The sequence below is a fragment of the Guptibacillus hwajinpoensis genome (assembly GCF_005144865.1).
Taxonomy (GTDB): domain Bacteria; phylum Bacillota; class Bacilli; order Bacillales; family Guptibacillaceae; genus Guptibacillus; species Guptibacillus hwajinpoensis_A.
Genome location: NZ_SWFM01000005.1, coordinates 1 through 24772, shown reverse-complemented (window position 1 = coordinate 24772; position 24772 = coordinate 1). Strand labels below are relative to the sequence as shown.

23 protein-coding genes, 16 tRNA genes and 1 rRNA gene are annotated in these 24772 nt (G+C 39.8%); 4 read left to right on the top strand and 36 right to left on the bottom strand.

What is annotated here, in order from left to right; all coding sequences use genetic code 11:
• Window positions 1-127: 127 nt before the first annotated feature.
• Window positions 128-1096 (top strand): bile acid:sodium symporter family protein, encoded by a 969-nt coding sequence (locus tag FBF83_RS15735; RefSeq protein ID WP_136948104.1) that lies wholly within the window; start codon window positions 128-130, stop codon window positions 1094-1096.
• A 39-nt stretch (window positions 1097-1135) separates the two neighbouring features.
• Here the strand turns inward: FBF83_RS15735 and FBF83_RS15730 are convergent, their stop codons facing one another.
• The 4 genes from FBF83_RS15730 to FBF83_RS15715 form a co-directional block, all read right to left on the bottom strand.
• Window positions 1136-2218 (bottom strand): mechanosensitive ion channel family protein, encoded by a 1083-nt coding sequence (locus FBF83_RS15730; RefSeq protein ID WP_136948103.1) that lies wholly within the window; start codon window positions 2216-2218, stop codon window positions 1136-1138.
• Window positions 2219-2616: 398 nt separating this feature from the next.
• A complete protein-coding gene (locus FBF83_RS15725) occupies window positions 2617-2802 on the bottom strand; it encodes a hypothetical protein (protein WP_136948102.1) in 186 nt (61 codons plus the stop codon).
• Window positions 2803-2923: 121 nt separating this feature from the next.
• A complete protein-coding gene (locus FBF83_RS15720) occupies window positions 2924-3490 on the bottom strand; it encodes a peroxiredoxin family protein (protein WP_136948101.1) in 567 nt (188 codons plus the stop codon).
• A gap of 682 nt (window positions 3491-4172) precedes the next feature.
• Window positions 4173-4433, bottom strand: a complete 261-nt coding sequence (locus tag FBF83_RS15715) for a metal-sensitive transcriptional regulator (RefSeq protein WP_136948100.1) — start codon at window positions 4431-4433, stop codon at window positions 4173-4175.
• A 154-nt stretch (window positions 4434-4587) separates the two neighbouring features.
• Between FBF83_RS15715 and FBF83_RS15710 the strand changes: the two genes are divergently transcribed.
• Window positions 4588-4776 (top strand): hypothetical protein, encoded by a 189-nt coding sequence (locus tag FBF83_RS15710; protein WP_136948099.1) that lies wholly within the window; start codon window positions 4588-4590, stop codon window positions 4774-4776.
• 99 nt (window positions 4777-4875) lie between these two features.
• Here the strand turns inward: FBF83_RS15710 and FBF83_RS15705 are convergent, their stop codons facing one another.
• The 14 genes from FBF83_RS15705 to FBF83_RS15645 form a co-directional block, all read right to left on the bottom strand.
• On the bottom strand, window positions 4876-6615 hold the full coding sequence (locus FBF83_RS15705; RefSeq protein WP_136948098.1) for a phospho-sugar mutase: 1740 nt from the start codon (window positions 6613-6615) through the stop codon (window positions 4876-4878).
• A 214-nt stretch (window positions 6616-6829) separates the two neighbouring features.
• Window positions 6830-8365 (bottom strand): bifunctional GNAT family N-acetyltransferase/carbon-nitrogen hydrolase family protein, encoded by a 1536-nt coding sequence (locus FBF83_RS15700; RefSeq protein ID WP_136948097.1) that lies wholly within the window; start codon window positions 8363-8365, stop codon window positions 6830-6832.
• 120 nt (window positions 8366-8485) lie between these two features.
• Entirely contained in the window at window positions 8486-8923 is a 438-nt protein-coding gene (locus tag FBF83_RS15695; RefSeq protein WP_136948292.1) for a CBS domain-containing protein, read from the bottom strand.
• A 76-nt stretch (window positions 8924-8999) separates the two neighbouring features.
• Window positions 9000-9869, bottom strand: a complete 870-nt coding sequence (locus FBF83_RS15690; protein ID WP_169525541.1) for a ComEC/Rec2 family competence protein — start codon at window positions 9867-9869, stop codon at window positions 9000-9002.
• A gap of 87 nt (window positions 9870-9956) precedes the next feature.
• The gene (gene yhbH / locus FBF83_RS15685) at window positions 9957-11126 is read right to left on the bottom strand and encodes a sporulation protein YhbH (protein WP_136948095.1); all 1170 of its coding nucleotides are present in this window, start codon (window positions 11124-11126) and stop codon (window positions 9957-9959) included.
• Window positions 11127-11417: 291 nt separating this feature from the next.
• The gene (locus FBF83_RS20985) at window positions 11418-11585 is read right to left on the bottom strand and encodes a hypothetical protein (RefSeq protein ID WP_169525539.1); all 168 of its coding nucleotides are present in this window, start codon (window positions 11583-11585) and stop codon (window positions 11418-11420) included.
• 58 nt (window positions 11586-11643) lie between these two features.
• On the bottom strand, window positions 11644-12201 hold the full coding sequence (gene lepB / locus FBF83_RS15680; protein ID WP_136948094.1) for a signal peptidase I: 558 nt from the start codon (window positions 12199-12201) through the stop codon (window positions 11644-11646).
• Window positions 12202-12347: 146 nt separating this feature from the next.
• Window positions 12348-14243, bottom strand: coding sequence for a PrkA family serine protein kinase (locus FBF83_RS15675; RefSeq protein WP_136948093.1), 1896 nt, complete (start codon window positions 14241-14243; stop codon window positions 12348-12350).
• A gap of 191 nt (window positions 14244-14434) precedes the next feature.
• Window positions 14435-14740 (bottom strand): antibiotic biosynthesis monooxygenase family protein, encoded by a 306-nt coding sequence (locus FBF83_RS15670; RefSeq protein ID WP_136948092.1) that lies wholly within the window; start codon window positions 14738-14740, stop codon window positions 14435-14437.
• Window positions 14741-15387: 647 nt separating this feature from the next.
• Window positions 15388-15861 carry a tRNA (uridine(34)/cytosine(34)/5-carboxymethylaminomethyluridine(34)-2'-O)-methyltransferase TrmL gene (gene trmL, locus FBF83_RS15665; RefSeq protein ID WP_136948091.1) on the bottom strand — a complete coding sequence of 158 codons (474 nt, stop codon included), beginning with the start codon at window positions 15859-15861 and terminating at the stop codon, window positions 15388-15390.
• Between the two features lie 65 nt (window positions 15862-15926).
• Complete coding sequence (locus FBF83_RS15660; RefSeq protein ID WP_240688130.1) at window positions 15927-16817, bottom strand: amidase domain-containing protein; 891 nt, start codon at window positions 16815-16817, stop codon at window positions 15927-15929.
• Between the two features lie 153 nt (window positions 16818-16970).
• On the bottom strand, window positions 16971-17507 hold the full coding sequence (locus FBF83_RS15655; RefSeq protein WP_136948090.1) for a methylated-DNA--[protein]-cysteine S-methyltransferase: 537 nt from the start codon (window positions 17505-17507) through the stop codon (window positions 16971-16973).
• A gap of 65 nt (window positions 17508-17572) precedes the next feature.
• Window positions 17573-18712 (bottom strand): tRNA epoxyqueuosine(34) reductase QueG, encoded by a 1140-nt coding sequence (queG, locus tag FBF83_RS15650; protein WP_136948089.1) that lies wholly within the window; start codon window positions 18710-18712, stop codon window positions 17573-17575.
• Between the two features lie 33 nt (window positions 18713-18745).
• Window positions 18746-20446, bottom strand: coding sequence for an ABC-ATPase domain-containing protein (locus FBF83_RS15645; protein WP_136948088.1), 1701 nt, complete (start codon window positions 20444-20446; stop codon window positions 18746-18748).
• An 81-nt stretch (window positions 20447-20527) separates the two neighbouring features.
• Between FBF83_RS15645 and FBF83_RS15640 the strand changes: the two genes are divergently transcribed.
• Both FBF83_RS15640 and yvfG read left to right on the top strand, forming a co-directional pair.
• Window positions 20528-21199, top strand: a complete 672-nt coding sequence (locus FBF83_RS15640; protein WP_136948087.1) for a B3/4 domain-containing protein — start codon at window positions 20528-20530, stop codon at window positions 21197-21199.
• Window positions 21200-21450: 251 nt separating this feature from the next.
• Window positions 21451-21672 (top strand): protein YvfG, encoded by a 222-nt coding sequence (gene yvfG / locus FBF83_RS15635; RefSeq protein ID WP_136948086.1) that lies wholly within the window; start codon window positions 21451-21453, stop codon window positions 21670-21672.
• Window positions 21673-21711: 39 nt separating this feature from the next.
• Here the strand turns inward: yvfG and FBF83_RS15630 are convergent, their stop codons facing one another.
• The 18 genes from FBF83_RS15630 to rrf all read right to left on the bottom strand — a co-directional run bounded on the left by FBF83_RS15630 (window position 21712) and on the right by rrf (window position 24553).
• Window positions 21712-22413: a DsbA family oxidoreductase gene (locus FBF83_RS15630; protein ID WP_136948085.1), complete on the bottom strand. Its 702-nt coding sequence runs from the start codon at window positions 22411-22413 to the stop codon at window positions 21712-21714.
• A 319-nt stretch (window positions 22414-22732) separates the two neighbouring features.
• Window positions 22733-22817: transfer RNA gene (locus tag FBF83_RS15625), tRNA-Leu, on the bottom strand.
• Window positions 22818-22852: 35 nt separating this feature from the next.
• Window positions 22853-22942, bottom strand: a tRNA-Leu gene (locus FBF83_RS15620).
• A gap of 27 nt (window positions 22943-22969) precedes the next feature.
• Window positions 22970-23044: transfer RNA gene (locus tag FBF83_RS15615), tRNA-Cys, on the bottom strand.
• 8 nt (window positions 23045-23052) lie between these two features.
• Window positions 23053-23127: transfer RNA gene (locus FBF83_RS15610), tRNA-Gly, on the bottom strand.
• An 8-nt stretch (window positions 23128-23135) separates the two neighbouring features.
• A tRNA-Gln gene (locus tag FBF83_RS15605) sits at window positions 23136-23210 on the bottom strand.
• Window positions 23211-23214: 4 nt separating this feature from the next.
• Window positions 23215-23290: transfer RNA gene (locus FBF83_RS15600), tRNA-His, on the bottom strand.
• An 18-nt stretch (window positions 23291-23308) separates the two neighbouring features.
• A tRNA-Trp gene (locus FBF83_RS15595) sits at window positions 23309-23382 on the bottom strand.
• Window positions 23383-23389: 7 nt separating this feature from the next.
• A tRNA-Tyr gene (locus tag FBF83_RS15590) sits at window positions 23390-23474 on the bottom strand.
• 71 nt (window positions 23475-23545) lie between these two features.
• Window positions 23546-23621, bottom strand: a tRNA-Thr gene (locus FBF83_RS15585).
• A 4-nt stretch (window positions 23622-23625) separates the two neighbouring features.
• Window positions 23626-23701: transfer RNA gene (locus tag FBF83_RS15580), tRNA-Phe, on the bottom strand.
• Window positions 23702-23738: 37 nt separating this feature from the next.
• A tRNA-Met gene (locus FBF83_RS15575) sits at window positions 23739-23815 on the bottom strand.
• A 158-nt stretch (window positions 23816-23973) separates the two neighbouring features.
• Window positions 23974-24049 (bottom strand) — tRNA-Asp (locus tag FBF83_RS15570).
• A gap of 7 nt (window positions 24050-24056) precedes the next feature.
• A tRNA-Val gene (locus FBF83_RS15565) sits at window positions 24057-24132 on the bottom strand.
• 33 nt (window positions 24133-24165) lie between these two features.
• Window positions 24166-24240: transfer RNA gene (locus FBF83_RS15560), tRNA-Glu, on the bottom strand.
• 19 nt (window positions 24241-24259) lie between these two features.
• Window positions 24260-24351 (bottom strand) — tRNA-Ser (locus FBF83_RS15555).
• Window position 24352: 1 nt separating this feature from the next.
• Window positions 24353-24427: transfer RNA gene (locus FBF83_RS15550), tRNA-Asn, on the bottom strand.
• A gap of 9 nt (window positions 24428-24436) precedes the next feature.
• Window positions 24437-24553 (bottom strand): 5S ribosomal RNA (gene rrf / locus FBF83_RS15545).
• Between the last annotated feature and the right edge of the window lie 219 nt (window positions 24554-24772).

Below are 24772 nucleotides of genomic sequence, written 5' to 3'. Positions count from 1 at the left end.
GACCGGACAGGTAGGTTCATGATTAGAGGGATTAAAAACAAGCTACTTAACAGCATTTTTTAAATCTATTGAAAATTCTATTATTAAGAGTATAATCAAGGATAAATTTTGTAAGGGAGTTGATGATTTGAAGCTACTTGAAAATGCCAGTCGATTTGCAGGAAATACATTTGCAGTATGGGTTCTTCTCTTTGCTGTGCTCGGGTATCTTTTCCCAGAAGGTTTTACATGGATCACGTCCTACATAACGATTTTGCTTGGTATTATTATGTTTGGTATGGGTATGACCTTGTCAGGAAGTGATTTTAAAGGAGTGGTTAAACAACCTAAAAGCGTTGCGATTGGTGTAGCTGCTCAATTTATTATTATGCCGCTCCTTGCTTATGGACTTGCCGTTGTGTTTCAATTACCTCCAGAAGTAGCAGTTGGCGTTATACTAGTAGGATGCTGTCCAGGCGGAACAGCTTCTAATGTCATGACATACCTTGCCAAAGGGAATACAGCTCTGTCAGTAGCCATTACAGCAGTTTCTACTCTGCTTGCACCACTATTAACGCCTTCACTCGTATTATTATTAGCTAGTCAATGGTTACCAGTTTCAGCAGGTGATCTTTTTCTCTCCATTTTTCAAATGGTCGTTATTCCAATTACACTTGGTTTTTTTGTTAAATTAATATTTAAAGAAAGAGTGGAGCAAAGCGTTAAAGCTCTCCCTCTTATTTCTGTTATTTCTATCGTTGCAATCGTAGCCGCAGTGATTGGGGCAAGTAAGGATCGAATTGCTGAGACTGGTCTAATTATTTTTTCAATCGTTATTCTTCACAATCTTCTTGGGCTTCTCATAGGCTACTGGCTTGCAAAGATACTCCGTTTGAAGGAATCCGATCAGCGCGCTATTTCGATCGAAGTTGGTATGCAAAATTCCGGACTTGGTGCAGCACTGGCTGCGGCTCACTTTAACCCAATCGCCGCCGTACCAAGCGCGATTTTTAGTGTTTGGCATAATTTATCAGGACCAATTCTTGCGACAATTTGGAGTAAGAAAACTACAGCTAGTAAACCAAATAAAGGTGCTATTGAAAGTAAAAGTGCATAATGAAAAGACAGGCCCTTCATTGAAGGACCTGTCTTAAATTTAGTTATATACTTTCTCTTCTTCTTTGTTAGAAGATGTATTCTCGAGATGAAGTGTTTGAGTGGGAAATGCAAAGGAGACTTGCTCTTCTTCAAGTATTCTCATAATCTTAAAGTTCACATCCTGCTTCACACTTAAGAAGTCACCCCATGTAGTCGTATTTGTAAAGAAGTATAAGAAGATATCAAGACTACTGTGATTGAACTCATCAAAGGATACAAAAATAGTTTCAGGATGAATATCGTCATGATCTCGAAGCATCTTCTCGATACGATTAATGCAGGTTTCGAGCCGTTCAGATGGTGTATCATACGTTACACCAAGATGAAACGTAATTTGACGTTTGCCCATCTTCGACCAGTTTGTAATATTTTCATTTGCTAATCTCGCATTTGGTACGGTAACAAGCGCCTGAGCAAATGTACGAATTTTTGTACTTCTAAATGTGATATCCTCAACTACACCCTCAACACTAGGCGTTTTGATCCATTCCCCAATCGAGAACGGTTTCTCTGTAATAATGACGATACCGCCGAAGAAGTTCTCAATTGTTTCTTTTGCAGCAAGTGCAAAGGCAAGACCACCAAGACCAAGCCCTGTAATAAATCCATTCACATCGTAATCAAACTCACCTGCAATAACACTGAAGGTCATTGCTACAATTAAGAAACGAATCGTCTTAGATAGAAATGGGATGAGCAACTGATCAATTTTCAAATTGTATTTATCATTGACTGTGTTGAAAAACAACGAAGATGCAGAAGATAGATTATACAACCCCCATGATGCAAGAAAGATGAGAGAAGAACGCATGATTTGAAGGAAAATATCATTATGATGATTCCAAAACGGTACATATCGAACAGAAATATATAAACCAATAATGACAAAAAGCATTCGGGTTGGTCTTTCAAAAGCTAGGAATAAATGCGTAAAGAACTCGTTAGAAGACTTTCTACTGATTTTGAGAAACAACGTAAAGATATATTTCGCGAAAATTTTCCGCATGATGAGAAACAGAAGGAAAATTCCTAGTGCGATTCCTAATTGAAGCCATTTGTTATCAACCTCTAAAAACTCCATTACGTAATTTCTCCTTTGCATAGGTTATTAGAATAGACATTCGTCTCTCCCCCTACCATTATGGCAGTCCAACATCTATAATAGCTCATTTCCTTTCTAATATAATATAAAAATCGCCCACAGGATGAAAAATGGTGGGCGATGAACATTAACATATCCTCATTTACAATGGCTCTTTCCTAAAAGATTGCTGCTTTTGAAAGAATTTTTATATAAAAAACCACACTTAGCTAATTGGAACGGAAGGATGCTCACCACCCGCCTCGCGGAAAGCGAGCATCCTGGAGCGGAAATTAACCCACGCTTATAGCAACAAAAGTATACGAAAAGAGACTATACAATTTATGAACTGCATTAGCATTGAAAGAAAGCCTACTAGAATCAGTAGGCTTTCTTCCCTAAGAAAAATGCAATCCAGTCGTAATTAAATAACCAACAAGAACCCCTAAAGTAGTAGAAATAATATAATAAGACCACTTTGATTGAAAATCAATTGCTACCCCGTTGATTGGTTCATATAACCAACTGTATTGAACAAACCCCAGTATGAATAGCAGCATAATTCCAGATGCTAAACTTGTCACTGCCAACTTCCCTCCTTTTACACCCCTACCTGTTCTTTTTATAATTTAAATTAACAATTTTCGACAATATTCGTTCTATAAAACGAACGATCAGTCGCTATCCATCAGTTATTAGCACCTTCTATTCAGTAGAAGATGCTAGTTTAATCATCCGTTCTTTACTCATTGGTCCAACTAGTATTTTCATTATTATACCATTTTTGTCAATCACATACGTAGTAGGAATTGTAATTGTTGCAAAAGTTTTTGCTTGTTCTCCTTTGGTATCCATAAGCACAGGAAACGTAATCTCATATTCTTTAATGAATTCTTCGACCATTAGGGAGGATGATTCCTCACTCGTAATATTTACTGCAAGAATTTCTGCATCATATTTTTCAGCGTTTTCTTTATAGAATTCTTCCATATGAGGCATTTCTGCTTTACAAGGCGGACACCAGGTTGCCCAGAAATTCACAAAAACAACTTTCCCCCTGAAATCTGAAAGGCTCACTTCCTGCCCTTCTAATGAATATAATGTAAAATCAGGAGCTACATTTCCTTCGTTTATTCCAACTTCTTGTTCTCCTGAGACCTGTGCTGTTAATTCTTGGTCTTCACTTTTTTCTGACTTGCTCGTATTAGAAGAAACTACACCAATAGTGAAAAGTGTAATAAGGACAACTATTCCCAAAAGCGATCGTTTCATTCGTAGCTCCTCCTCATATGCAAGTAAAGTAGAATAAAAGCTGCACACCCGCCAGTAATAAGATTAATCCACTGCCAATTTGATAGACCTAGAAATATCGGCACACCAATGTAAAATTCTAAAATGATAGATAGAATCCCTCCCCAGAGGAAAAGATCAAGAAACAACCACTGGGATCGTTTTGTGAAAAGTAAGAGACCAAGAAGAAGCGCGTGCAGAAGCATAAACAAGATACTTTTTATCATTATATAGCCAGGAACATCCCGCAATAATGATTGAAGTTAGCTCTATCGCTATTACTAATAGAAATAAAATGTTTCTTCGCTCGTGTAGCTTCGAGATTCCACCCAACATGCCCTACACTTAAGAAGATTGCCATCACAAAACCATAGCTATCTTTAGTAAAATAGACAAGGGATAATGGAGTTTTAAAAACAAGTGTTGGATCGAAAAACAATAGGCTTACTTTCCAAACAAGCACAAAAAAAATCACCGACTCATATGCAATAGAAGATGCCAATGAACGGTTGTACCATTTTTTCTCAAGCAAATAAATCATCATTAGTGCACAAATTATACCAATCCCAGCCCATATAAACTGTTATGGAACTGAAATTTTTCCGATAGTAATCATGAACGTTTTTCACCTTCACAGACTTATACTTTTAGACACATCCGAATGCTATCGACTTTTAACTAGAAGTTCAACGGCTTGTTTCACAACATCCTCCGTTGATTCACCTTTACTCAATTGTTCACGCAAGCATTCTTCAAGATTAGATCCAACAATTAATCCAATCGTACGATCTATCGCTGTTCGGCTTGCAGAAAGTTGAGTTATTACATCTTTACAATCCTTTTCCTCTTCCATCATACGTAGAACACCTCTAATCTGACCTTCTACTCTCTTTAATCGGTTTTTCATCTCTTTTGAATATTCCATAATAATCCTCCTAATTGAATTATATAAAAAGTAATTTTCAAATATTCTGTCATAAATAAATTAATTTCTTGCTACTTCTCTTCATATATTGTAAAATAAATCGTAATTTAAGGATAGGAAAAAGGTTTAGGTAAATAAAAGGAGGCAGTGCCCTTTGGATTTATCCGAAGATGATAAACGGTTATCAAAAATTTATCGAAAAATTGTTACCTCGAACGAGTACAAAGCAGGTAAAATTCTTGAGAAATTAGATAACGAAACGAAAGACAAAGTATTTAATCTCATTCGTATGAACAAAGCTGAATATGAACATCAATTAAATAAACAACAACTTCACCAATAATAGAAAAACCGGCTGATAAAGCCGGTTTTCTTTATGTTTACTGATTCAATTAAAAGCCAGGATTACATCCGTCCTGGCTTTCTTTTTCACAATACTATGTTACCCCAAACGGTCGTGAACCTTACTCATAACAGACTTTCTTAATTCATCAAGTTTGTTCTTACTGTTATCGAGATTGTCACTATTGACGCCAAAGTAAAATTTAACTTTAGGTTCAGTTCCTGAAGGGCGGAGACAGAACCATGATCCGTCTTCTAGTTTGTATTTCAATACATTGGACTTTGGAAGATCGATTTTCTCGGTGGCTTCTTTCTCCAAATAAGTTCTTACACCACTTTCGTAATCCTCTACGCTATCCACCCTTAGGCCGGCTGCTTCAGTCGGTGGCTGTTCGCGGAATTGAGAAAGCAGGGAAACAATCTTTTCAGCCCCTTCTTTACCCTTCAGCGTTAACGACTCAAGTCCTTCCTGATAATAACCATATTGCTCAAATACCTCAAGCAATCCTTCATAAAGCGTCATTCCTTTTGATTTATAGAAAGCAGCTACTTCGGCTGCTACGAGACAGGCCTGTACAGCATCTTTGTCACGTACAAAGTCACCAACCAGGTAACCGTAGCTTTCTTCATATCCAAATAAGAAGGTATGTTCACCTGATGTTTCAAATTCTTTAATTTTCTCTCCAATAAATTTAAATCCAGTCAATGTATCATAAGAGGTAAGCCCATTGTCTTCCGCAATTTTGCGACCAATCTCTGATGTCACAATTGTTTTAAGAACAGCACCATTTTCTGGTAATTCGCCATTTTCTTTCTTTTGAGTAATGATATAGTTCAGCAAAAGAGCCCCGGTTTGATTACCTGTAAGCACCACGTACTGTCCTTCTCTATTCTTAACCGCCACCCCAACACGATCCGCATCAGGGTCTGTCGCTAGAAGAATATCAGCATCTTGTTTCTCACCATACTTAATAGCTAGCTCAAATGCTGCGTGCTCTTCTGGATTTGGTGAAGAAACTGTTGAGAAGTTAGGATCAGGTAGCTCCTGCTCTTCTACAACTGTTACTTGGTTAAACCCGTATGCTTTAAGACCTTCACGTACAGGAAGGTTTGCTGTTCCATGTAATGGAGTAAATACAATTTTCAGTTGGTCTCCCATTTCTTCAAGAAGCTTCTTATTAACTCGAAGCGTTTTTAACTCTTCGATATACTGAGCATCAATTTCTGCTCCAATCATCTGAATAAGTCCGTTATCTTTCAGCTTCTGTTCTGAATCAACTTGTACTTCTAATTCATTCGCAACACCATCAACGTAGGAAATAACTTCTGCTGCTGCTTTAGGTGGTAACTGGCCACCGTCTTCACCATATACCTTATATCCATTGTATTCGGGAGGATTGTGACTTGCGGTAATAACGATACCTGCGTAGGCGTTTAACTTCCTTACTGCAAATGAAAGCTCTGGAGTGGGGCGTAGCTCTTCAAATACGTAGGTTTGAATGCCATGGGTTGCAAGCGTCTTTGCAGCTTCCATAGCGAACTCAGGAGATTTGTGACGAGAATCATACGCGATTGCTACTCCGCGTTTCTTTGATTCTTCACCATGTGCATCTATGTATTGAGCAAGACCTTCAGACGCTTTGCGGATCGTATAAAGATTCATCCGATTTGTACCCGGTCCTATTTCACCGCGCATACCGCCTGTTCCAAATTCAAGATTTTTATAGAACGCATCCTCAATTGCTTTGTCTTGTCCTTTAAGAGCTTCAAGATCTCTTTTCAGTTCCTCATCAAGTGAAGTCGCTGTTGCCCATCGTTGATATTCGTTTTTCCAGTCCATTTTGGCCTCCTGTAATATAGATCTTCTGTAATGGTATAAATTCGAGAGTATCAGCAAAAATCCTGCTATTTTTAAGGATTGGTATACATTCTCTCTACTTCTTTATTCATCATAATACGAATTGAAATATATGCCAATGACATTTCAGAAAAATCACTTTTTCTTTTAATAAACGAGGCAAATTGGACACAAAAAAAGCAAGCCGTGTATCGGCTTACTTCTTATAATGGATTTCATATAAATCTTTTCTTCGATCACGGAGCTGACGAACTGTTCCAGATTGGCGCTGTCTTCTAAGTATTTCAAGATCAACATCACCTACAACAACTGTTTCAATATTTGGATGGCACTCACCAGCAATGCCGTCTCTTGAGAACGCAAAGTCTGAAGGAGTGAATATACCTGATTGTGCGTACTGCACGTCCATATTCTCCACCTGAGAGAGGTTTCCAATCGTACCTGCAATTACAGTATAGATTTGGTTCTCAACAGCTCTAGCCTGCGCACAGTAACGTACACGAAGATATCCCTGTCTGTCATCAGTACAGAATGGTGTGAATAGAATATTTGCTCCTTTGTCAGTTGCAATTCGTCCAAGCTCTGGGAATTCAATATCGTAACAAATTTGGATTGCAATCTTACCACAGTCTGTATCGAATACTTCAATACCATCTGAACCATGTATACCCCACCAGCGACGTTCATTAGGAGTGACATGAATTTTGTATTGCTTTTCAATCGTTCCATCTCTTCTAAATAAATAGGCGATATTATAAATTTTCTCATCTTCTAGAACAAAGTGAGAGCCACCAATAATATTCACATTGTACTTTACAGCTAGATCCGTAAATAGTTCAATATAAGGCTCTGTATATTCCGTCAGACGTCTTACGGCTTTACTTGGAATCTTTTCATCCATGAATGACATTAACTGTGTTGTAAAAATTTCAGGGAATACAGCAAAATCAGATCCAAAGTCAGCTGCTACATCAACGTAGTATTCGCACTGATTCGCAAATTCTTCGAATGATGAGATTTTTTTCATTGCATATTGAATGGCACAAATCCGAACAGGGAAAGAGGATCTAAAATGCCTACGTGTTTTGGCTTTATACTCAACATTATTCCATTCCATTAATGTGGCAAACTGCTTAGAAGCTTTATCGTCCGGTAAATAATTTGGATTAATCCTCATTACGTTAAATCCATTCATTAATTGGAACGTCAGCACTGGATCGTATATATTTTGGAATTTCACTTCTTCTACGTATTCTGAAGCTTTCATTTCATCCGAATGTTTATGGTAATTCGGAATTCGACCACCAATAATAATACTCTTTACATTTAATTCTCGCGCGAGATCCTTACGAGCATCATAAAGTCGCTTGCCAATTTTCATTCTCCTGTACTTAGGATCAACCATTACTTCAATACCATATAAGTTATATCCATCTGGATTATGATTTGTAATATACCCTTCATCTGTAATGTCGTCCCAAGTGTGCTGGTCATCATACTCATCAAAGTTCACCATTAGACTAGAACATGAACCGATGATCTCTCCTTCAAGCTCTACACAAAACTGGCCTTCAGGGAAAATATCCAAATGGCTCTCAAGATGATCTCGTTTCCACGGATCCATCCCGGGAAAACACTTTTTCTGTAACGCAAGAATTTCATCAATGTCCTCATAACGTATGGATCTTAGTTCAATCTTCTTCTCAAATTTCGAAACGTCTAATTCTGACATCTGCTTTCCCTCCACACTCTATCTATTTTACTATGTACCCTATTTAGTCATCGTTCTACCCTAATTTTATCATACGATTATTCAAATAGAAGAGACTGACTTCCGTCAGCCTCTCTGTCTTTACACTTGTGTCGTTCTATTCTGAGAAATGCTAGATAGTGCAGTACCCGCTTCTTGCTGACCCGGTGTCTTCGTAGCGAAATCACCTAGCGATACCATTCCCACAACCTGATTGTTCTCAACAACAGGCAGGCGTCGAATCTGGTTCTGTGCCATTAAGGCCGCTGCTTCTTCTGCACTCATGTTTGATGTGGCAGAAACGATGTTATCAGACATGCACTGACTCACCTGACAATTCGCATTTCCTCCAGTAGCAGTAGCTCGAGTTGTGATGTCTCGATCGGTAACCATGCCACAAAGCTGACCGTTTTTCATGACTGGCAGTGAACCAATGTTATACTGATTCATTAATGCTGCCGCTTCCTGGATGGATTGCTCTGGAGTAACTGACACAATATTCTTCGACATGAGGTTTTGCAGATTGTTATGCACAAGCATTCCTCCCGAGTTTTTAGATCGCAAGACATGAAAGACAACGCCTTTCACCATCTAGTGTAGACTCCTTCTCCTTCAATTATTTTTCCTTATTCTGTGAAATGAAACTGTTATCTGTATGAAAAACAATATGCTTACCATCGCTAGTAGCAATGATGGTACCAATCTGGTCTGTCCGAAGTATTGGGATGTTTTGCGACTTCAGCTTCTGTAATACGTTATCATCTGGAAAGTGATACCTGTTATTTCTACCTACAGATATAACAGCGGCTTCAGGCGAAACGGTACTAAGAAATAACTCTGAGGTGGCCGAATCCGCCCCATGATGTCCTAATTTCAACACATCTGAAGACAAATGTTTTTTCTTAATTGAAGACATCATATTTTTCTCAACCTCCACACCAGCATCACCCATTAGGAGAAATGTGTTTTGATTGTGTCGAAGTCTTAAAACAGCACTATAATCATTAAAGTCCTCGTATTCAGCACGTTTTTGTGGCGACAAGATTTGGACGTTTACATCCTGTCCAAGTTTGAATTTCTTTCCTTCCTCTGCATACATGACACTAATTTTCTTTTTCTTAATAACTCGCTGTAGAGCTTTATAATGAGCAGTTGGGTATGACACATCAGGCATGATAAGTTTTCCAACTTCAAATGTCTTCAATACATCATCCATACCCCCGATATGATCATGATGTGGATGTGTTGCAACGACGTAATTCAGCTGATCGATTCCAATTTTCTTTATATAATCTGTCACAATGTCCCCATCCCCATTGTCTCCTGCATCGATTAACATAGATTTGTCTCCATGAATGACAAGAATGCTATCCGCTTGTCCAACATCAATGAAATGAATTTCTGCTTCATTCGTTTGCGCTGTTACGTTGTCAGGCATTAGCAGTAAAAAAAGGAGCGAAGAAAAGAATATAATTGCATACTTCATATACATTCCTCCAGAGCTTTTCTTCTAATTAGTATGTACGTTTCTTTTCTAACTAAAAGAAAAAAAGCTTCCCATTTAGGGAAAGCTTTAAGAACGAATTTCTTCTTCTTTTCTAAAGAAACTTTTCATTGCATGGTAAACATCTTTTTTCTCTTTAAGAATATAATGCCTGAATTTCGGATCGTGAATGTTCTTATATGCGCTCATAAGCGTCGAATGACGATTATACGCATTGACTTCACCATATCCAAACATATTTGAAACCTTCATAATTTGATTAACTAATTTAACACACCGGGTATTGTCTGATGTTAAATTATCTCCATCTGAGAAATGGAATGGATAAATATTGTAGCGAGCTGGCGAATACTTTTCATCAATTAGCTCAAGCGCTTTTCTATAAGCGGATGAACAAATGGTTCCACCACTTTCTCCTTTTGAAAAAAAATCGTCTTCAGTGACGACTTTTGCTTCTGTATGATGAGCGATAAACTCAATCTCCACTGTTTCATATTTAGACCTTAGAAAACGAGACATCCAGAAGAAAAAGCTTCTTGCCATATATTTTTCCCATTTACCCATAGAGCCACTTGTATCCATCATCGCTAGAACAACAGCTTTTGACTCACGCTTGATTTCTTCATTCCACGTTTTGAAACGGAGATCATCTTGATAAATTGGAGCAATCGAAGGCTTCCCGCTGATTGCATTTCGCTTATACGCCGTTAAGATTGTTCGTTTCTTATCAATATTACCCATTAGACCTGTTTTTCGAATATCATTAAACTCCACTTTTTTCTGCACAACATCAGCTGTTTCTTTCTCACGTAAATTTGGCAATTCAAGTTCTTTGAATAGAATATCTTGAAGTTCTACAAGTGAGACCTCTGCTTCATAATAATCTTCACCTGGTTGATCGCCTGCTCCTTCACCTTTACCTGCACCGGGTTTCTTTTCACCGGAGCCATCACGTGCCACTACGTCTCCTACCTGACTATCACCTTCGCCTTGCCCAACATGCTTTGACTTGTCATAATTGTAACGAATTTTATATTCATCAAGAGAACGAATTGGTATTTTAATGACATCTCGACCGTTGGAAAGAATAATGTTCTCTTCACTGATGAGATCCGGGAGATTGTTTTGGATAGCATCCTGAACTTTTTCGGCATGGCGTTGTTGATCCTGATAGCCTTTTCGGTGGAGGGACCAATTCTCCTGAGAGACGACGAAATTGTTGGAGTCCTTGTCTTTCATGCCTTATTCCCCTCCTTAAAAAAATAAAATTTCTATCGGAAATTTATTCAATGATCGATGATCGCTCATGATGATTGTTCAAAAGCATAATCCTAATGTGGACATCCCTTGGCTGCGTGGAATAGTATACTTTATCCTATGCAAATACAAGCGATAATTGACAATTAATTCTGACAAATAAGGCTTTAACCGCTCTTATTTCAATATTTAATCAAAAGTTGTACATTATCTCACCGGTTTTGACTTCAAACACCTGAATTTAATCCAAAAAAATAACTCCCTATATGGGAGTTATCCTTTTCTATCGTCATTTGCATATTGTTCAGGATCTGGGCGGCGTCCTTTTTCTTTTACTTGTTCATTCGTATCAAGCTCTTCCATTTCCTTACCAAGCTCTTTCATCTCTTTCTCATCCATTGCCATCGAACTGTTTTCAGGCTTTTCTTTACGATTTGCCACAATGAATCACCCCATGAGGTACATTACCCTTATTTTGTTTCTGCTAACCTAAATTATGTTATTTGTGGAAACTGAAATCGAATTTTTCGAGTGGCCAGTAGCGAAGGTTCACCTTTCCTACAACTTGATCCATCGGAACAAAACCGATATGTCTACTATCATAGCTATGTCGACGATTGTCTCCCATAAGAAATAAATATCCTTCTGGCACTTCAACTTTCCCTGTCTTATCTTCTAACTTAAAATTCTCCGTTAAATTTCCGTTAAAGATCTCATCCTTATATCGATTAAGATAATCCTCTTCTATCTTATGTCCATTAATATATAGCTCATCATTTTTGTATTCAATCGTATCTCCTGGCAAACCAATTACTCTTTTAATGTAATCTTCTTCTTCATTGGCATGAAAAACAACGAGATCAAACCGTTCTGGTTCAGACACTTCATAACCTATTTTATTAATAATTAAACGATTCCCATCTTGAATCGTAGGCATCATAGACTCACCGTGAACTACATAGTTAGTGATAAGAAATTCACGTATAACAATGGCTAGGACGACAGCTATAGAAAAAGCTTTAATCCATTCCCATAGCGGACTGCGTTCCTTCTTCATGTTAAACCTCTTTTCGATACGTCTTACGTATAATCTATCACTCATAATCCATAGGCACAAGCACGCGAAGTTTTGATAGCGGTTTCAAGACAGCAATTCAATTTATGTAAAAAAAAAGCATACCCATTAAGGTATGCTTCGTTAAGTTAACGATTCAACAAACTGCCAACATAGCGGAGCAATTCATTTGCTGAAATAGAATTATAGCCATGTTCATCAATCAAGCGGGCAATAACTTCGTTAATTTTCTTAAGCTGGTTTTCGTTAGGCGTCTTTGAAGAAGTCGTGATCTTCACAACATCTTTTAGATCAGCAAATAGCTTCTTTTGAATCGCCTCTCTTAAACGTTCATGTGAGTTATAATCAAATTTCTTCCCTTTACGAGCATATGCTGAAATCCGAATGAGAATCTCTTCTCTGAACGCTTTCTTTGCATTCTCTGAAATTCCGATTTGCTCCTCGATGGAACGCATCAACTTGTCATCTGGACTCATTTCTTCTCCAGTAAGAGGATCACGAAGCTTATTCTTATTGCAATATGCTTCTACATTATCAAGGTAATTATCCATAAGCGTCTTCGCACTTTCTTCATACGAGTAAACGAATGCTTTTTGAACTTCTTTCTTCGCAATTTCATCGTATTCTTTACGAGCAATTGAGATGAAGTTCATGTACCGCTCTTTATCTTCTTTTGAGATGGAAGCATGCTGATCAAGTCCATCTTTCAAAGAACGGAGCACATCAAGCGCATTGATTGAAGGCACTTCTTTCCGGATAATGGTGGATGAAATACGGTTTATGACATAACGCGGATCAATCCCGCTCATCCCTTCATCTGAATGCTCTTTATGAAGTTCATCGACATCAACCTGGTTAAAGCCTTCTACAATTTCCCCATCGTAAAGGCGCATTTTCTTAACAAGATCAACACCCTGACGATTGGTATCCTTTAACCTTGTAAGAATGGAGAATATAGCAGCTACTCGGAGTGCATGAGGTGCAATATGAACATCTGCAACATCACTTTCCCGAATCATTTTTTCATAAATACGCTCTTCCTGACTCACTTTTAAGTTATAAGGAACAGGCATAACGATGATACGAGAATGAAGAGCTTCGTTCTTTTTATTTGAAATAAAGGAACGATACTCCGCCTCGTTCGTATGGGCAACTACCAGCTCATCAGCAGAAATTAAAGCAAATCTGCCAGCTTTGAAGTTTCCTTCCTGAGTTAATGAAAGCAAATGCCATAGAAACTTCTCATCACATTTCAGCATTTCCTGAAACTCCATCATTCCACGGTTCGCCTTGTTTAATTCTCCATCAAATCGGTAAGCTCTTGGGTCTGACTCTGAACCGAATTCCGCAATAGTAGAAAAGTCGATGCTTCCAGTTAAGTCAGCAATATCCTGTGATTTTGGGTCAGACGGACTAAACGTTCCAATACCTGTCCTTTTGTCTTCGTTAAAGAAAATTCTTTCAACCATAACATCTTCAATACGCCCACCATATTCTTGTTCAAGACGCATCACATTAAGTGGTGATAGACTTCCTTCAATACGGATGCCATACTCATTATGGAATTCCTCTCTTAAATGATGAGGAATAAGGTGTAACGGATCTTCATGCATTGGACAGCCTTTGATTGCATAGACCGCACCGGCATCTTCATGAGAATATTTCTCCAGTCCTCTTTTCAGAACCGTCACTAACGTTGATTTACCTCCACTAACAGGACCCATTAATAAGAGAATACGTTTTCTAACATCCAATCGTTTAGCAGCAGGATGAAAATACTCTTCTACCAGTCGCTCAATGGCTTCCTCTAGTCCATAAAGTTCTTCTGCGAAGAAGGAATAACTTCTATTGCCGTCGACTTCATCAATCCCAGCATCTTTTATCATATTATAAACACGTGAATGAGCTGACTGCGCTACTTCAGGTCGTTCCCGGATAATTTCTAAGTACTCACTGAAGGTTCCTTCCCACTTCAGCCGCCTCTCTTCTTCTCGATGCTGCTGGATTTTACGTAAGATATCCATTAAGAGCCCCCTCCAAGTTTGATTCATCGGATTTAATACATGTTATGCGGGGATGTCCTATAACATTCGGCTTTCTTTTCACTTGAGCCTCAATATAGCAAGCCTCTGTCTAACATAATTCATTCAGAGTATATTACCTTAACGATAGGCGATAGAACAAAAAAAAGAACCGGTAGGACCGGCTCTTTCCTTCACGTATGATAGACAACTGTAAATTCACTTAATTCATTACCTGTTGCAGGAGATTTCTCTTTGGATTCGCGTTTCTCCTTGTGAGCATTCTTGAACGAGTCTGAATGAACCCAGTTTTGATAAGCTTCTTCATTTTCCCACTTTGTAAAAACGATGAGTTTGCCATTCTCAGCAGACTGTTCAAGGAACATGAATTCCAAACAACCGTCTACATTTTTCATACTTTCAGCACTTTTACCAAAACGCTGCTTCATCATGTCTTTCGCTTCATCAGGTACTTTTAATTCGTTCATCACAACATACATAAGTAAATCCTCCTTTACCTTTCAACTCCTATCGTATCGAATTCTAGCGTTTTTTTCCAATTGTATCTACTCCATAAACGAAGAATTACCCTCAAAACATTCACAGCATAAAGAACTTGGTTTATAATGAGAGGTAGATTTGGACACAATTTTACCTGAGGAGGATGAGACCATGAGTTTCCTGGGTATTTTAGTAGTAATCCTAGCTTTTCTTGCAGCCATCTTTACAGCTGGCTACAACGACCGACCAAGCAAAACCAAAAAAGGAAGTCGGTAAACCCGAAAAGCGGAGACGAGCGTTTAGAAACGGAGATATTGGAGCTCTTGAACTAGAACACGCTTTTTGTGTTCTGGTGAAAGAGTGAAATATCACAGTTTCTGCGAGTCGAAGCTAGATCTAACGAAAAGCGGAAGTGGCCGCTTAGGTCCGACAAGCGCTGGAGCCCCACCATTTGAACACGGTCTTTGTGTTCGGATGGTGGGGTGAAGCGATCGAGGACCTGGCCACTGCAGCTAGATCTACCGTAAAGCCGAGACACCCTTTTAGAACTTTAGATATTGGAGCTCTTGAACTAGAACACTGGTGAAAGACTGACATATCGAAGTGACGTACGAAAAAGAACGACCTCATATGAGGTCGTTCTTTTTTAGTCCATGTTAGGATAATTCCGCTGCCTAAGTGCTTCATACACCATAATGGCTGCTGTATTTGAAAGGTTAAGCGCGCGTACATGCTCAGTCATTGGAAGACGCAAGCAACGCTCTTTATTATTCTGAATCAAATCATCTGGCAGACCATTGGTTTCTCTTCCAAAAACAAAATAAGTGTTTTTGTCCTGGTCAGAGTAATCAAAGTCAGTGTGCGTATTTGTACCATATTTCGTAATATAGTAATAATCCCCATTAGGATTCTTCTCAAAGAACTCATTAAGGGAATCATAATAATGCACATCAGCATATTGCCAGTAATCCAATCCAGCACGTTTAAGCATTTTATCATCTGTTGAGAATCCTAGTGGACGAATTAAATGTAAACTAGTATTAGTTGCTGCACATGTACGAGCAATATTGCCAGTATTAGCAGGAATTTCTGGCTGAAAAAGGACGATATTTAAAGACATATTCATTCACCTCCACATCAAAACATATCTATTATAGCATGTTTTAATAAGGAAGATGGAATACACTAATCCTCTATATGAAAAAACTTATATTTAATATCCGGTGTCCATGCAGTCGAATCTTCATATGCCCAGTAACGTAAGCGGCTGTTCATTGTATGAGCATTAACAAGTGGATGGCCTTTCTCATCTTGATCCACTACGAATGTAGTGTGTTCAAAGCGACCATCTCCATCGAAATCATAGCAAATCACATCACCCGGGACTAGATCATCAGCCTGAGATACTTCGCGTGCCCTTAAACCGCTTTTAGACCCACTTAAATGCCATCTTAGTGCATGAGCAACCGTCCATGAATAACTCCAACTTTGCCCTTGCATCCACCACCCTTTTGTACGATCTGGATATCCGCGCATCGGTGCCTTTCCAGCGTAAAGACATTGGGAAATGAAATTTGTACAATCAACATCAAAACCCTTATAAGCAGGATTGTAATCATCCCACCAACGCTCAGCGTATTTCACAGCTGAAAGGCGATCATAATATGAACCTTTCGAACGCATCACAGTATTACCACTACCTTCAATGTTCGCTTCAGTAGCATTACCTTCCGTTTCAACAGCTCTATCAAGAACGAGGGTGCCATCCTCCATTTTTGCTAGCCTTTTTTCTATTCGTTCTTCCTGATAAATTTTACTCCCCTGCTTAATAAGGTACTGATGATGTAATAAATAATCGTAAATTTGAGTACTAACAAGAGTCTTTTTACCAAGTAGAATACCACGGTTTTGGATACGGATAACAGATGCTCCTCTTTCGTTGCATTGATTCATGTATCTCGCGGCAGCTTCTTCTTCATCTGCAGGCCTGGTTCCTAGCCTAGAATGATCAGTTCTATTTAGTAAGGTCTTAGCTTGCTCTTCCCAAAATGATTTAAGCTGGTCTCCCCACCCCATGTGCGTCCCCCCTCATCGCACTTTATGACAGGGATTACAAACACATGCCTTAGAGTTAACGCTACTAATAAGTGATGCATAAGGAGAGGCAGCTATCATAAGTAAAAAGCCAGCTTCCCTCTTTATGTTACAAGAGGGAAGCTGGCTAATAATTTATGGTAGTGCTATATGCATTGAATTCTGCTGTTCGAGCGATAATAAATATTCTTTCTTATCAACGCCACCACCGTAACCTACTAAAGCCCCATTACTACCTATTACTCGATGACAGGGAACAATAATCGGTAGGGGGTTACGATTATTAGCTGAACCAATTGCACGTACAGCTTTTGGTGCTGAAATGTTAACAGCGACATCTCTATAAGATCGGGTTTCACCATATGGAATTTCAGTAAGGTTGTTCCATACTTTCTGCTGAAAAATCGTTCCAATCATATCAAGCTTAAGATCAAAGAATCTTCTTTTACCACTGAAGTATTCCTCTAACTGCATGTTGATGGGTTGGATCATTTCAGGATTGAAAACAAGGTCCGCTCTAACATGATGTTTTTTATACCACGTTTCAGCAGCAGGTAGCACATCATCCGCACAACCAAAATCAATCCTACTAACACCTGCAGGACTAGTGAATACCGTTATTGTACCGATTGGCGATTGAAACTCCCCATAATGAACCACTTGTTTCTCCATACTATCCCTTCTTTTTGTACATTTTTCACTATCTTACAACGCATGTTATTGTTTGACCATCGGCATTATGCCTTATTTTCAAGCATTGACAGCCCTTTAGCTATCTCATCAGCTGCATCCTTGTCTTTTTCTCGCATTTGCTCCTTATAAAGTGCCTGATATGCCTTATCTCCACCAATTTTCCCTAGTGCCCATGCTGAAGTTCCGCGAATAACAGGACGTGGATCTTTTTCCATCAATTCAATTAGTGTATCAACCGATGATTCATCCTTATAATGGGCAAGAGCTAGAATAGCATTTCGTTGAATCGGTTTTTTCCCTCTCCAAGATCCAGCCGCATTTCCAAATCTCTCTTTAAACTCACGATTACTCATCGTTAGTAGCGGGATTAACTTCGGTTTAACCATTTCAGGATCTGGTTCTAGTTCTGGATGATGATGAAAATCCTTGCCTTTATTTTTAGGACAGACGAGCTGACATGTGTCACAACCATATAATCGGTTGCCAAGTTTTGCTCGATATTCATCTGGAAGAAATCCTTTTGTTTGAGTGAGAAATGCAATACACTTGTTAGCATTGAGCTGTCCTCCTTCAATCAGCGCTCCTGTTGGACATGCATCAACGCATATATTACAGTCTCCACACCCCTCCTCTACCGGTTCATCCGGTTCCATATAAAGATCCGTAATCATTTCGCCAAGGTAGACCCATGAGCCAAATTCCTCGGTTATTGTCATTGTATTCTTACCACTAAATCCAATGCCTGCTCTTTCTGCAACAGCTCTATCAGAAAGTTCTCCTGTATCCACCATTGAACTTGTGCTCGCTTCTGGGACCTTAGATTTAATATATGCATCTAGAAGGGAGAGTTTCTCTCTAAGCACATGGTGATAATCGACCCCCCATGATGCGCGACAGAATAGACCTCTTCGCTCTCCTCGCTTACTTCTTGGACTTTCTTTCATTCTAGAAGGGTATGCAATTGCGATTGAAATAATCGTTGTGGCACCATTAAGCAATAGTTCTGGTTCAGTTCGTTTTTCAATATCTGATTCTTCAAACCCAGACTGATAACCGAGATCCTGCTGACGCTTTAATCGCTCTTTAAGTGATTTAAAAGGATCAGCTGCTGCAAAACCGATTTTATCAATCCCAATGGTTTTACTGTATGCTACAATATCTGACTTTAACTGTGCGTTTATCATGTTTCTCCCTCCTTTCTTTACCCTGTTCATACTTTACGTGATTATTAACGTGCGAAGTCTATTCAGAACTGCTGCCATATCAGATCTTCTAATACGAGCAACGTCTCCAGGATGCTGATTCTGAAATAATGAAAATGCTCCTATTCCTTCTTTATTCATCCTATCTTCTATGAAATCGAGTAGCTTAGGAATTGTATACTCTCCGAGTAAGTCGTTTCTCTCGAGGTAATGAAGCACATCAGTTGCCAGGCGAGTCTGACTAGGATCTACGATTTGTTCTACCTGATGCAATGATAGATCGGTATTCCCGTATAAGATGTGGTGCAATCCTTTCGCGGAAACCTTGGATTTCTTACCCTTCTGACTGTTCAAACTTGCCTTTGCTGGAATCCTTCTCCTCATTTCACCAAACCGCTCTCCACCTTCTTGATTACGGGTGTAAGAGTTCTCATGTGAAATTCTTTTCGCTTCTTCAGTTACATCATAAGGAAGATAATTTTCCATTAGGATGACGTTGTCAGCTACATCGAAGTAATCACCTGACCCTCCCATAACAAGAACGGTTGAAATTCCTTGATCTGTAAAGAGCTGCTTTACACGATCAATAAATGGAGTAATCGGTTCCTTTTCTTTAGCAACTAATTGCTGCATGCGAAAATCGCGAATCATGAAATTCGTTGCACTTGTATCTTCGTCAATAAATAGCGTTTTGGAACCCGATTCAATGGCCTCAATAATATTCGCAGCCTGTGATGTACTTCCACTAGCATTTTCTGAAGTAAATGAGCTTGTATCTTTACCGTAAGGAAGATTTTGTATGAACGGTGATATATCAACACCAGTTACTTTACGGCCATCTTCTGAACGAATCTTCATAGCATTTTCATTCGAGATGACATATTCTCTGCCGTCTCCCGCAATATGATCATATACGCCGTGTTCCATTGCACGCAAGAGGGTACTCTTACCATGGTAACCACCACCAACTATTAATGTAATCCCTTCTTTGATTGCAAGCCCCTTAAGAGGCTCTTTACGATGAGGGAGAGTGAGTGATACTTCCATTTGTTTTGGCGATTGAAATGCAACAGCGTGATTTCCCATAGGACGGTCGCTAATTCCACTCTCTCGGGGGAGTACAGCACCATTTGCGATGAATGATATGTATCCGTTGTCTACTAAATGCTTCCTTATGGCATGTTGCTGATCAGCCAGGTAGAGTGCCTTCGTTACTTTCTCTTTATTTAATGAGAAGACAGAGTTACTCACTGTCTCTTGCAACTGATGAAATAACATCTGTTGCGCCTGTTTCCCTAGGACACGTCTTCCCTGTGCTGGTAGACCAATAGATAAGCAAATCGTAACTTTATCTTCGGTAATGGTCACAGCAGAGCGTTCGATTACTTTCTGACCTGGTCCATCAATAGAAATAAGACCGCTTTTCCCAGTACCTTTCGTCCTACCCTGTTGCTTCTGAATCGCAGAAGCTACCTTTCTTGCGATCTCGTCTTCTGATCGAATTCTTCTAACTGTCGTTATGTCACATTCTGAATCAATAATAGTCTTATGACGCGGTATGATGACTCTAATTCTAGAAGGACTTGCAAATGGATCACCCTGAACGTAATCAATTGATAGGGTATAATCAGGGAATGAATAGCTCCCCCTAATGTCTTTATAAGCCTTATATCCTTTACCATCTATTTTATCTAACTTGCTTTTAAGTTCTTTCATTTGAGGAAAACCTCCTTATAAGCTTCGTTTCCTTGTATGTGATAAAATGAACGAAAAATGTATGAATCGGAGGAAAACGTCATGACACAGTTATCATTCTCTCCAATTATTGCTGATACACTTCCGGAATTTAAAATTGGATACGCTACTTATCATGATATCGTGGTTGAAAATTCACCGCAAATGGTACGCGGGCGCTATCAATTCTATCAAGAAACAATGATGATGGATCTCGAAGAAACGAACTTAAGTAAATTCAATGCTGTTGCAGAATGGCGTTCCATATTTAAACGGATTGGAACAGATCCATCTCGCTATCGCCCCTCTTCAGAAGCACTTTTGCGTCGATTGAAAAAAGGCACACCTTTGCCATTAATTCATTCTGCTGCTGACATTAATAATCTTCTTTCACTTCAATACAAAATACCAATTGGCATATATGATCTGGATCAGGTAAAAGGCGCTATTACGATTCATATTGGGGATGAGTCACATTCATATGAGGGATTAAATGGACGGAGTGTGACATTTAATAATAAGCTTATCTCAAGCGATGGTGTGGGTCCTTTTGGTAGTCCGATAGTGGACTCAAAACGCACAGTAGTAACAGAGGAGACACAAAACGCAATCCAGCTTTTCTATATACAACCATCTTTACCTACCATTGAAGCAGAGAAACTCGTTAAAGCTTCATCAGAAATGTTTAACCAGATTCACGGTGGCCGTTTCCAATATGGTGTTATCGATCGTTGAAAATAAAAAAACGCAACGCTTCGTTAATATAACGAAACACTGCGTTGGGTAAATGGTGAAAATTCGAGGAATTTCTACATTCCTCGCTGATGTAGTTAGAATACCACAGAACAATAACAATAAACAATAGATTTTTATAATTTCTTTACATCTCACTTACAAATCGACTCATCTACCTCCCTTCCGGTTTGACGATTAAACAAAACACCACCTATAATCAAGCAGAGAGCCAAGCAGAAAGGAGCAAATATATGGAACCATTTTCAACACCTTTTTTTGAAGAGAACTTTCGTCAGTACATACAAAAAAATAGCGACGTTTTTTCAAAGCTAGAAGCAATGAACAGCTATTACCGCTCAGTTGTTTCCTCCATGATTTATGATAACTTGAATAAAAACTCTGAAATCGTTCGTCGCATTCGTAATTTAGATTCGGCATACAAAACGATTAAACAAGAAAATACTGATGCATAAGAAAAAGCTCTCTTATTAATAAGAGAGCTTTTTACATGCTTATTTCGGAAGATCACAAGAATCAGCTGTGCAAGCTTCTGCATCGCCACCAACAACCTCAAGCTTATTGCCTTCTCCCCAGGCCTTCGTAAGTGCCTGTTCAAACATCTCTACAGGCTGAGCACCTGATACGGCGTACTTACCATCAAATACAAAGAACGGGACTCCCTGAATGCCTAGCTGGCTTCCCATTGCTTCATCATTACGTACTTCTTTACTAAACTCGTCGGTACCCAACATACGCTTAATATCAGTAGCATCTAACCCAAGTTCTTCACCAAGAGAGGCTAGAGTTTCATGATCACCAATATTCTTAGATTCGGTAAAGAACGCATAGAATAGGCGTTCTGACATTTCATTGCTTATACCATGCTCTGTTGCGTAATGAACAAGACGGTGAGCATCAAACGAATTCGTAGGGATCATCTTATCGAAATCATACGTTAGATCCTCTCCAGCTGCCTGCTGTTTCATATTCTCGCACATACCGTGGGCCTGTTCTAAGCTCACATTATACTTCGCTGAGAGTAGCTCCGCCATGCTTTCTCCATTCGTTTCCTTTGCATTCGGATCTAGTTCAAAACTTTTAAAGATAACATCTACTTGATCACGTTGTGGAAATGTACTGAGCGCATTCTCAAGACGTCGTTTACCTATATAACAAAATGGACATACAAAATCAGACCATACTTCAATTTGCATCGTATCACTCTTTCTTATTAATTATCATAACTAAACCTACAATTGTATTCTATCACCTCATGTGTTTAATGAGCAGGATTCTGCTCACTTGTTATTAGGACACTTTTCCAGGGACTTAGTCTAACTTATTTTCAGTAGTTGAATATTACAGATGAAGTTACTTTATTGAGAAGATTATTAATAGAAATTAGAAAGGAAATAGATTCATAGGCTTTCACAGTGGTAGACATCATACTTAGAATAATCAAATGACCTTATTATTAATAGAAACAAAAAAGACCTCAACGATAACGTTGAAGTCTTGTAATAACGTATGTAATGGTACCGGTGGTCGGGTTCGAACCGACACTCCTCTCGGAACACGATTTTGAGTCGTGCGCGTCTGCCAATTCCGCCACACCGGCAAAAATACCATATTCAATTTAGGCAGAAAAATTAGTGGTGCCGGAGGCCGGGCTCGAACCGGCACGGAGGTACACCCTCCGCAGGATTTTAAGTCCTGTGCGTCTGCCAATTCCGCCACTCCGGCAGGACTTTTAAGTGAAAATATGAAATTTGGAGGCGGCACCCGGATTTGAACCGGGGCGTAAGGGTTTTGCAGACCCGTGCCTTACCACTTGGCTATGCCGCCTTAAAAATTGGAGCGGAAGACGGGATTCGAACCCGCGACCCCCACCTTGGCAAGGTGATGTTCTACCACTGAACTACTTCCGCAACAAAAATGGCTGGGCTAGCTGGATTCGAACCAGCGCATGACGGAATCAAAATCCGTTGCCTTACCGCTTGGCTATAGCCCAAAAATGGGGCGGCTGATGGGAATTGAACCCACGAATGCCGGAATCACAATCCGGTGCGTTAACCACTTCGCCACAACCGCCACAAAATTTAATTAAATTGGCAGGGGTAGTAGGACTCGAACCCACACCGGAGGTTTTGGAGACCTCTGTTCTACCTTTAAACTATACCCCTATCAAAATGGTGGAGGGGGACGGATTCGAACCGCCGAACCCTGAGGGAGCGGATTTACAGTCCGCCGCGTTTAGCCACTTCGCTACCCCTCCAAATTGACAATTACCATTGTAATACACAATGTATGAAATGGCAATGGTAAATGATCCATTCTCGGAAAAAATGGTGCCGGCCAGAGGACTTGAACCCCCAACCTACTGATTACAAGTCAGTTGCTCTACCAATTGAGCTAGACCGGCAACATGGTGGCTCCGGACGGAATCGAACCGCCGACACGTGGATTTTCAGTCCACTGCTCTACCGACTGAGCTACAGAGCCATGTTTTATAATTGCCCACTATAGAGCTGTTGAAAATTGGTTGCGGGGGCAGGATTTGAACCTGCGACCTTTGGGTTATGAGCCCAACGAGCTACCGAACTGCTCCACCCCGCGATAATATGAATGAAATGATGCTGCGCCTGCTCATTACGCAGTGCACTGTTTCTTACTCTACAAGGTTATGCTACGAAGCGTATTCGTCGAAACAACTCGATGTTATTTCAATGAAGTATCGCTTGTTGCTCCACCCCGCGATAATATCAATATATAAATGGCGGTCCCGACGGGAATCGAACCCGCGATCTCCTGCGTGACAGGCAGGCATGTTAACCGCTACACCACGGGACCTTAGAAATGGTGGAGGATGACGGGCTCGAACCGCCGACCCTCTGCTTGTAAGGCAGATGCTCTCCCAGCTGAGCTAATCCTCCACAGAGTAAAAAATTATAAGTATTGAGTAAAGTTGGTGACCCGTACGGGATTCGAACCCGTGATACCGCCGTGAAAGGGCGGTGTCTTAACCACTTGACCAACGGGCCAATACTATTATGTAGGTAGTGGCGGAGAGCGAGGGATTCGAACCCTCGAGACGGCTTTGACCGTCTACACGATTTCCAATCGTGCTCCTTCGGCCACTCGGACAGCTCTCCATGGCTCCACAGGTAGGATTCGAACCTACGACCGATCGGTTAACAGCCGATAGCTCTACCACTGAGCTACTGTGGAATAATATTAGCCTGGCAACGTCCTACTCTTGCAGGGGGAGATCCCCCAACTACCATCGGCGCTGAAGAGCTTAACTTCCGTGTTCGGCATGGGAACGGGTGTGACCTCTTCGCCATCATTACCAGACTAATCAATGGTTGATCCACTAGAAAGTGTTTAACCAAGGACAAGATATATCTTACTATACTTCTTTATGAAGTTCAAGAGAAATTTTCATTCCCTGAAAACTAGATAGCACTCGCAACGTTTTCCAATAAGAATGTCTAGTTCCGCAGGCTACATTCTTGCCCATTTCACTCTTTCACTTCAGGCGAAAAGCGCCTTACGTTCAAGAGCTCCAATGGT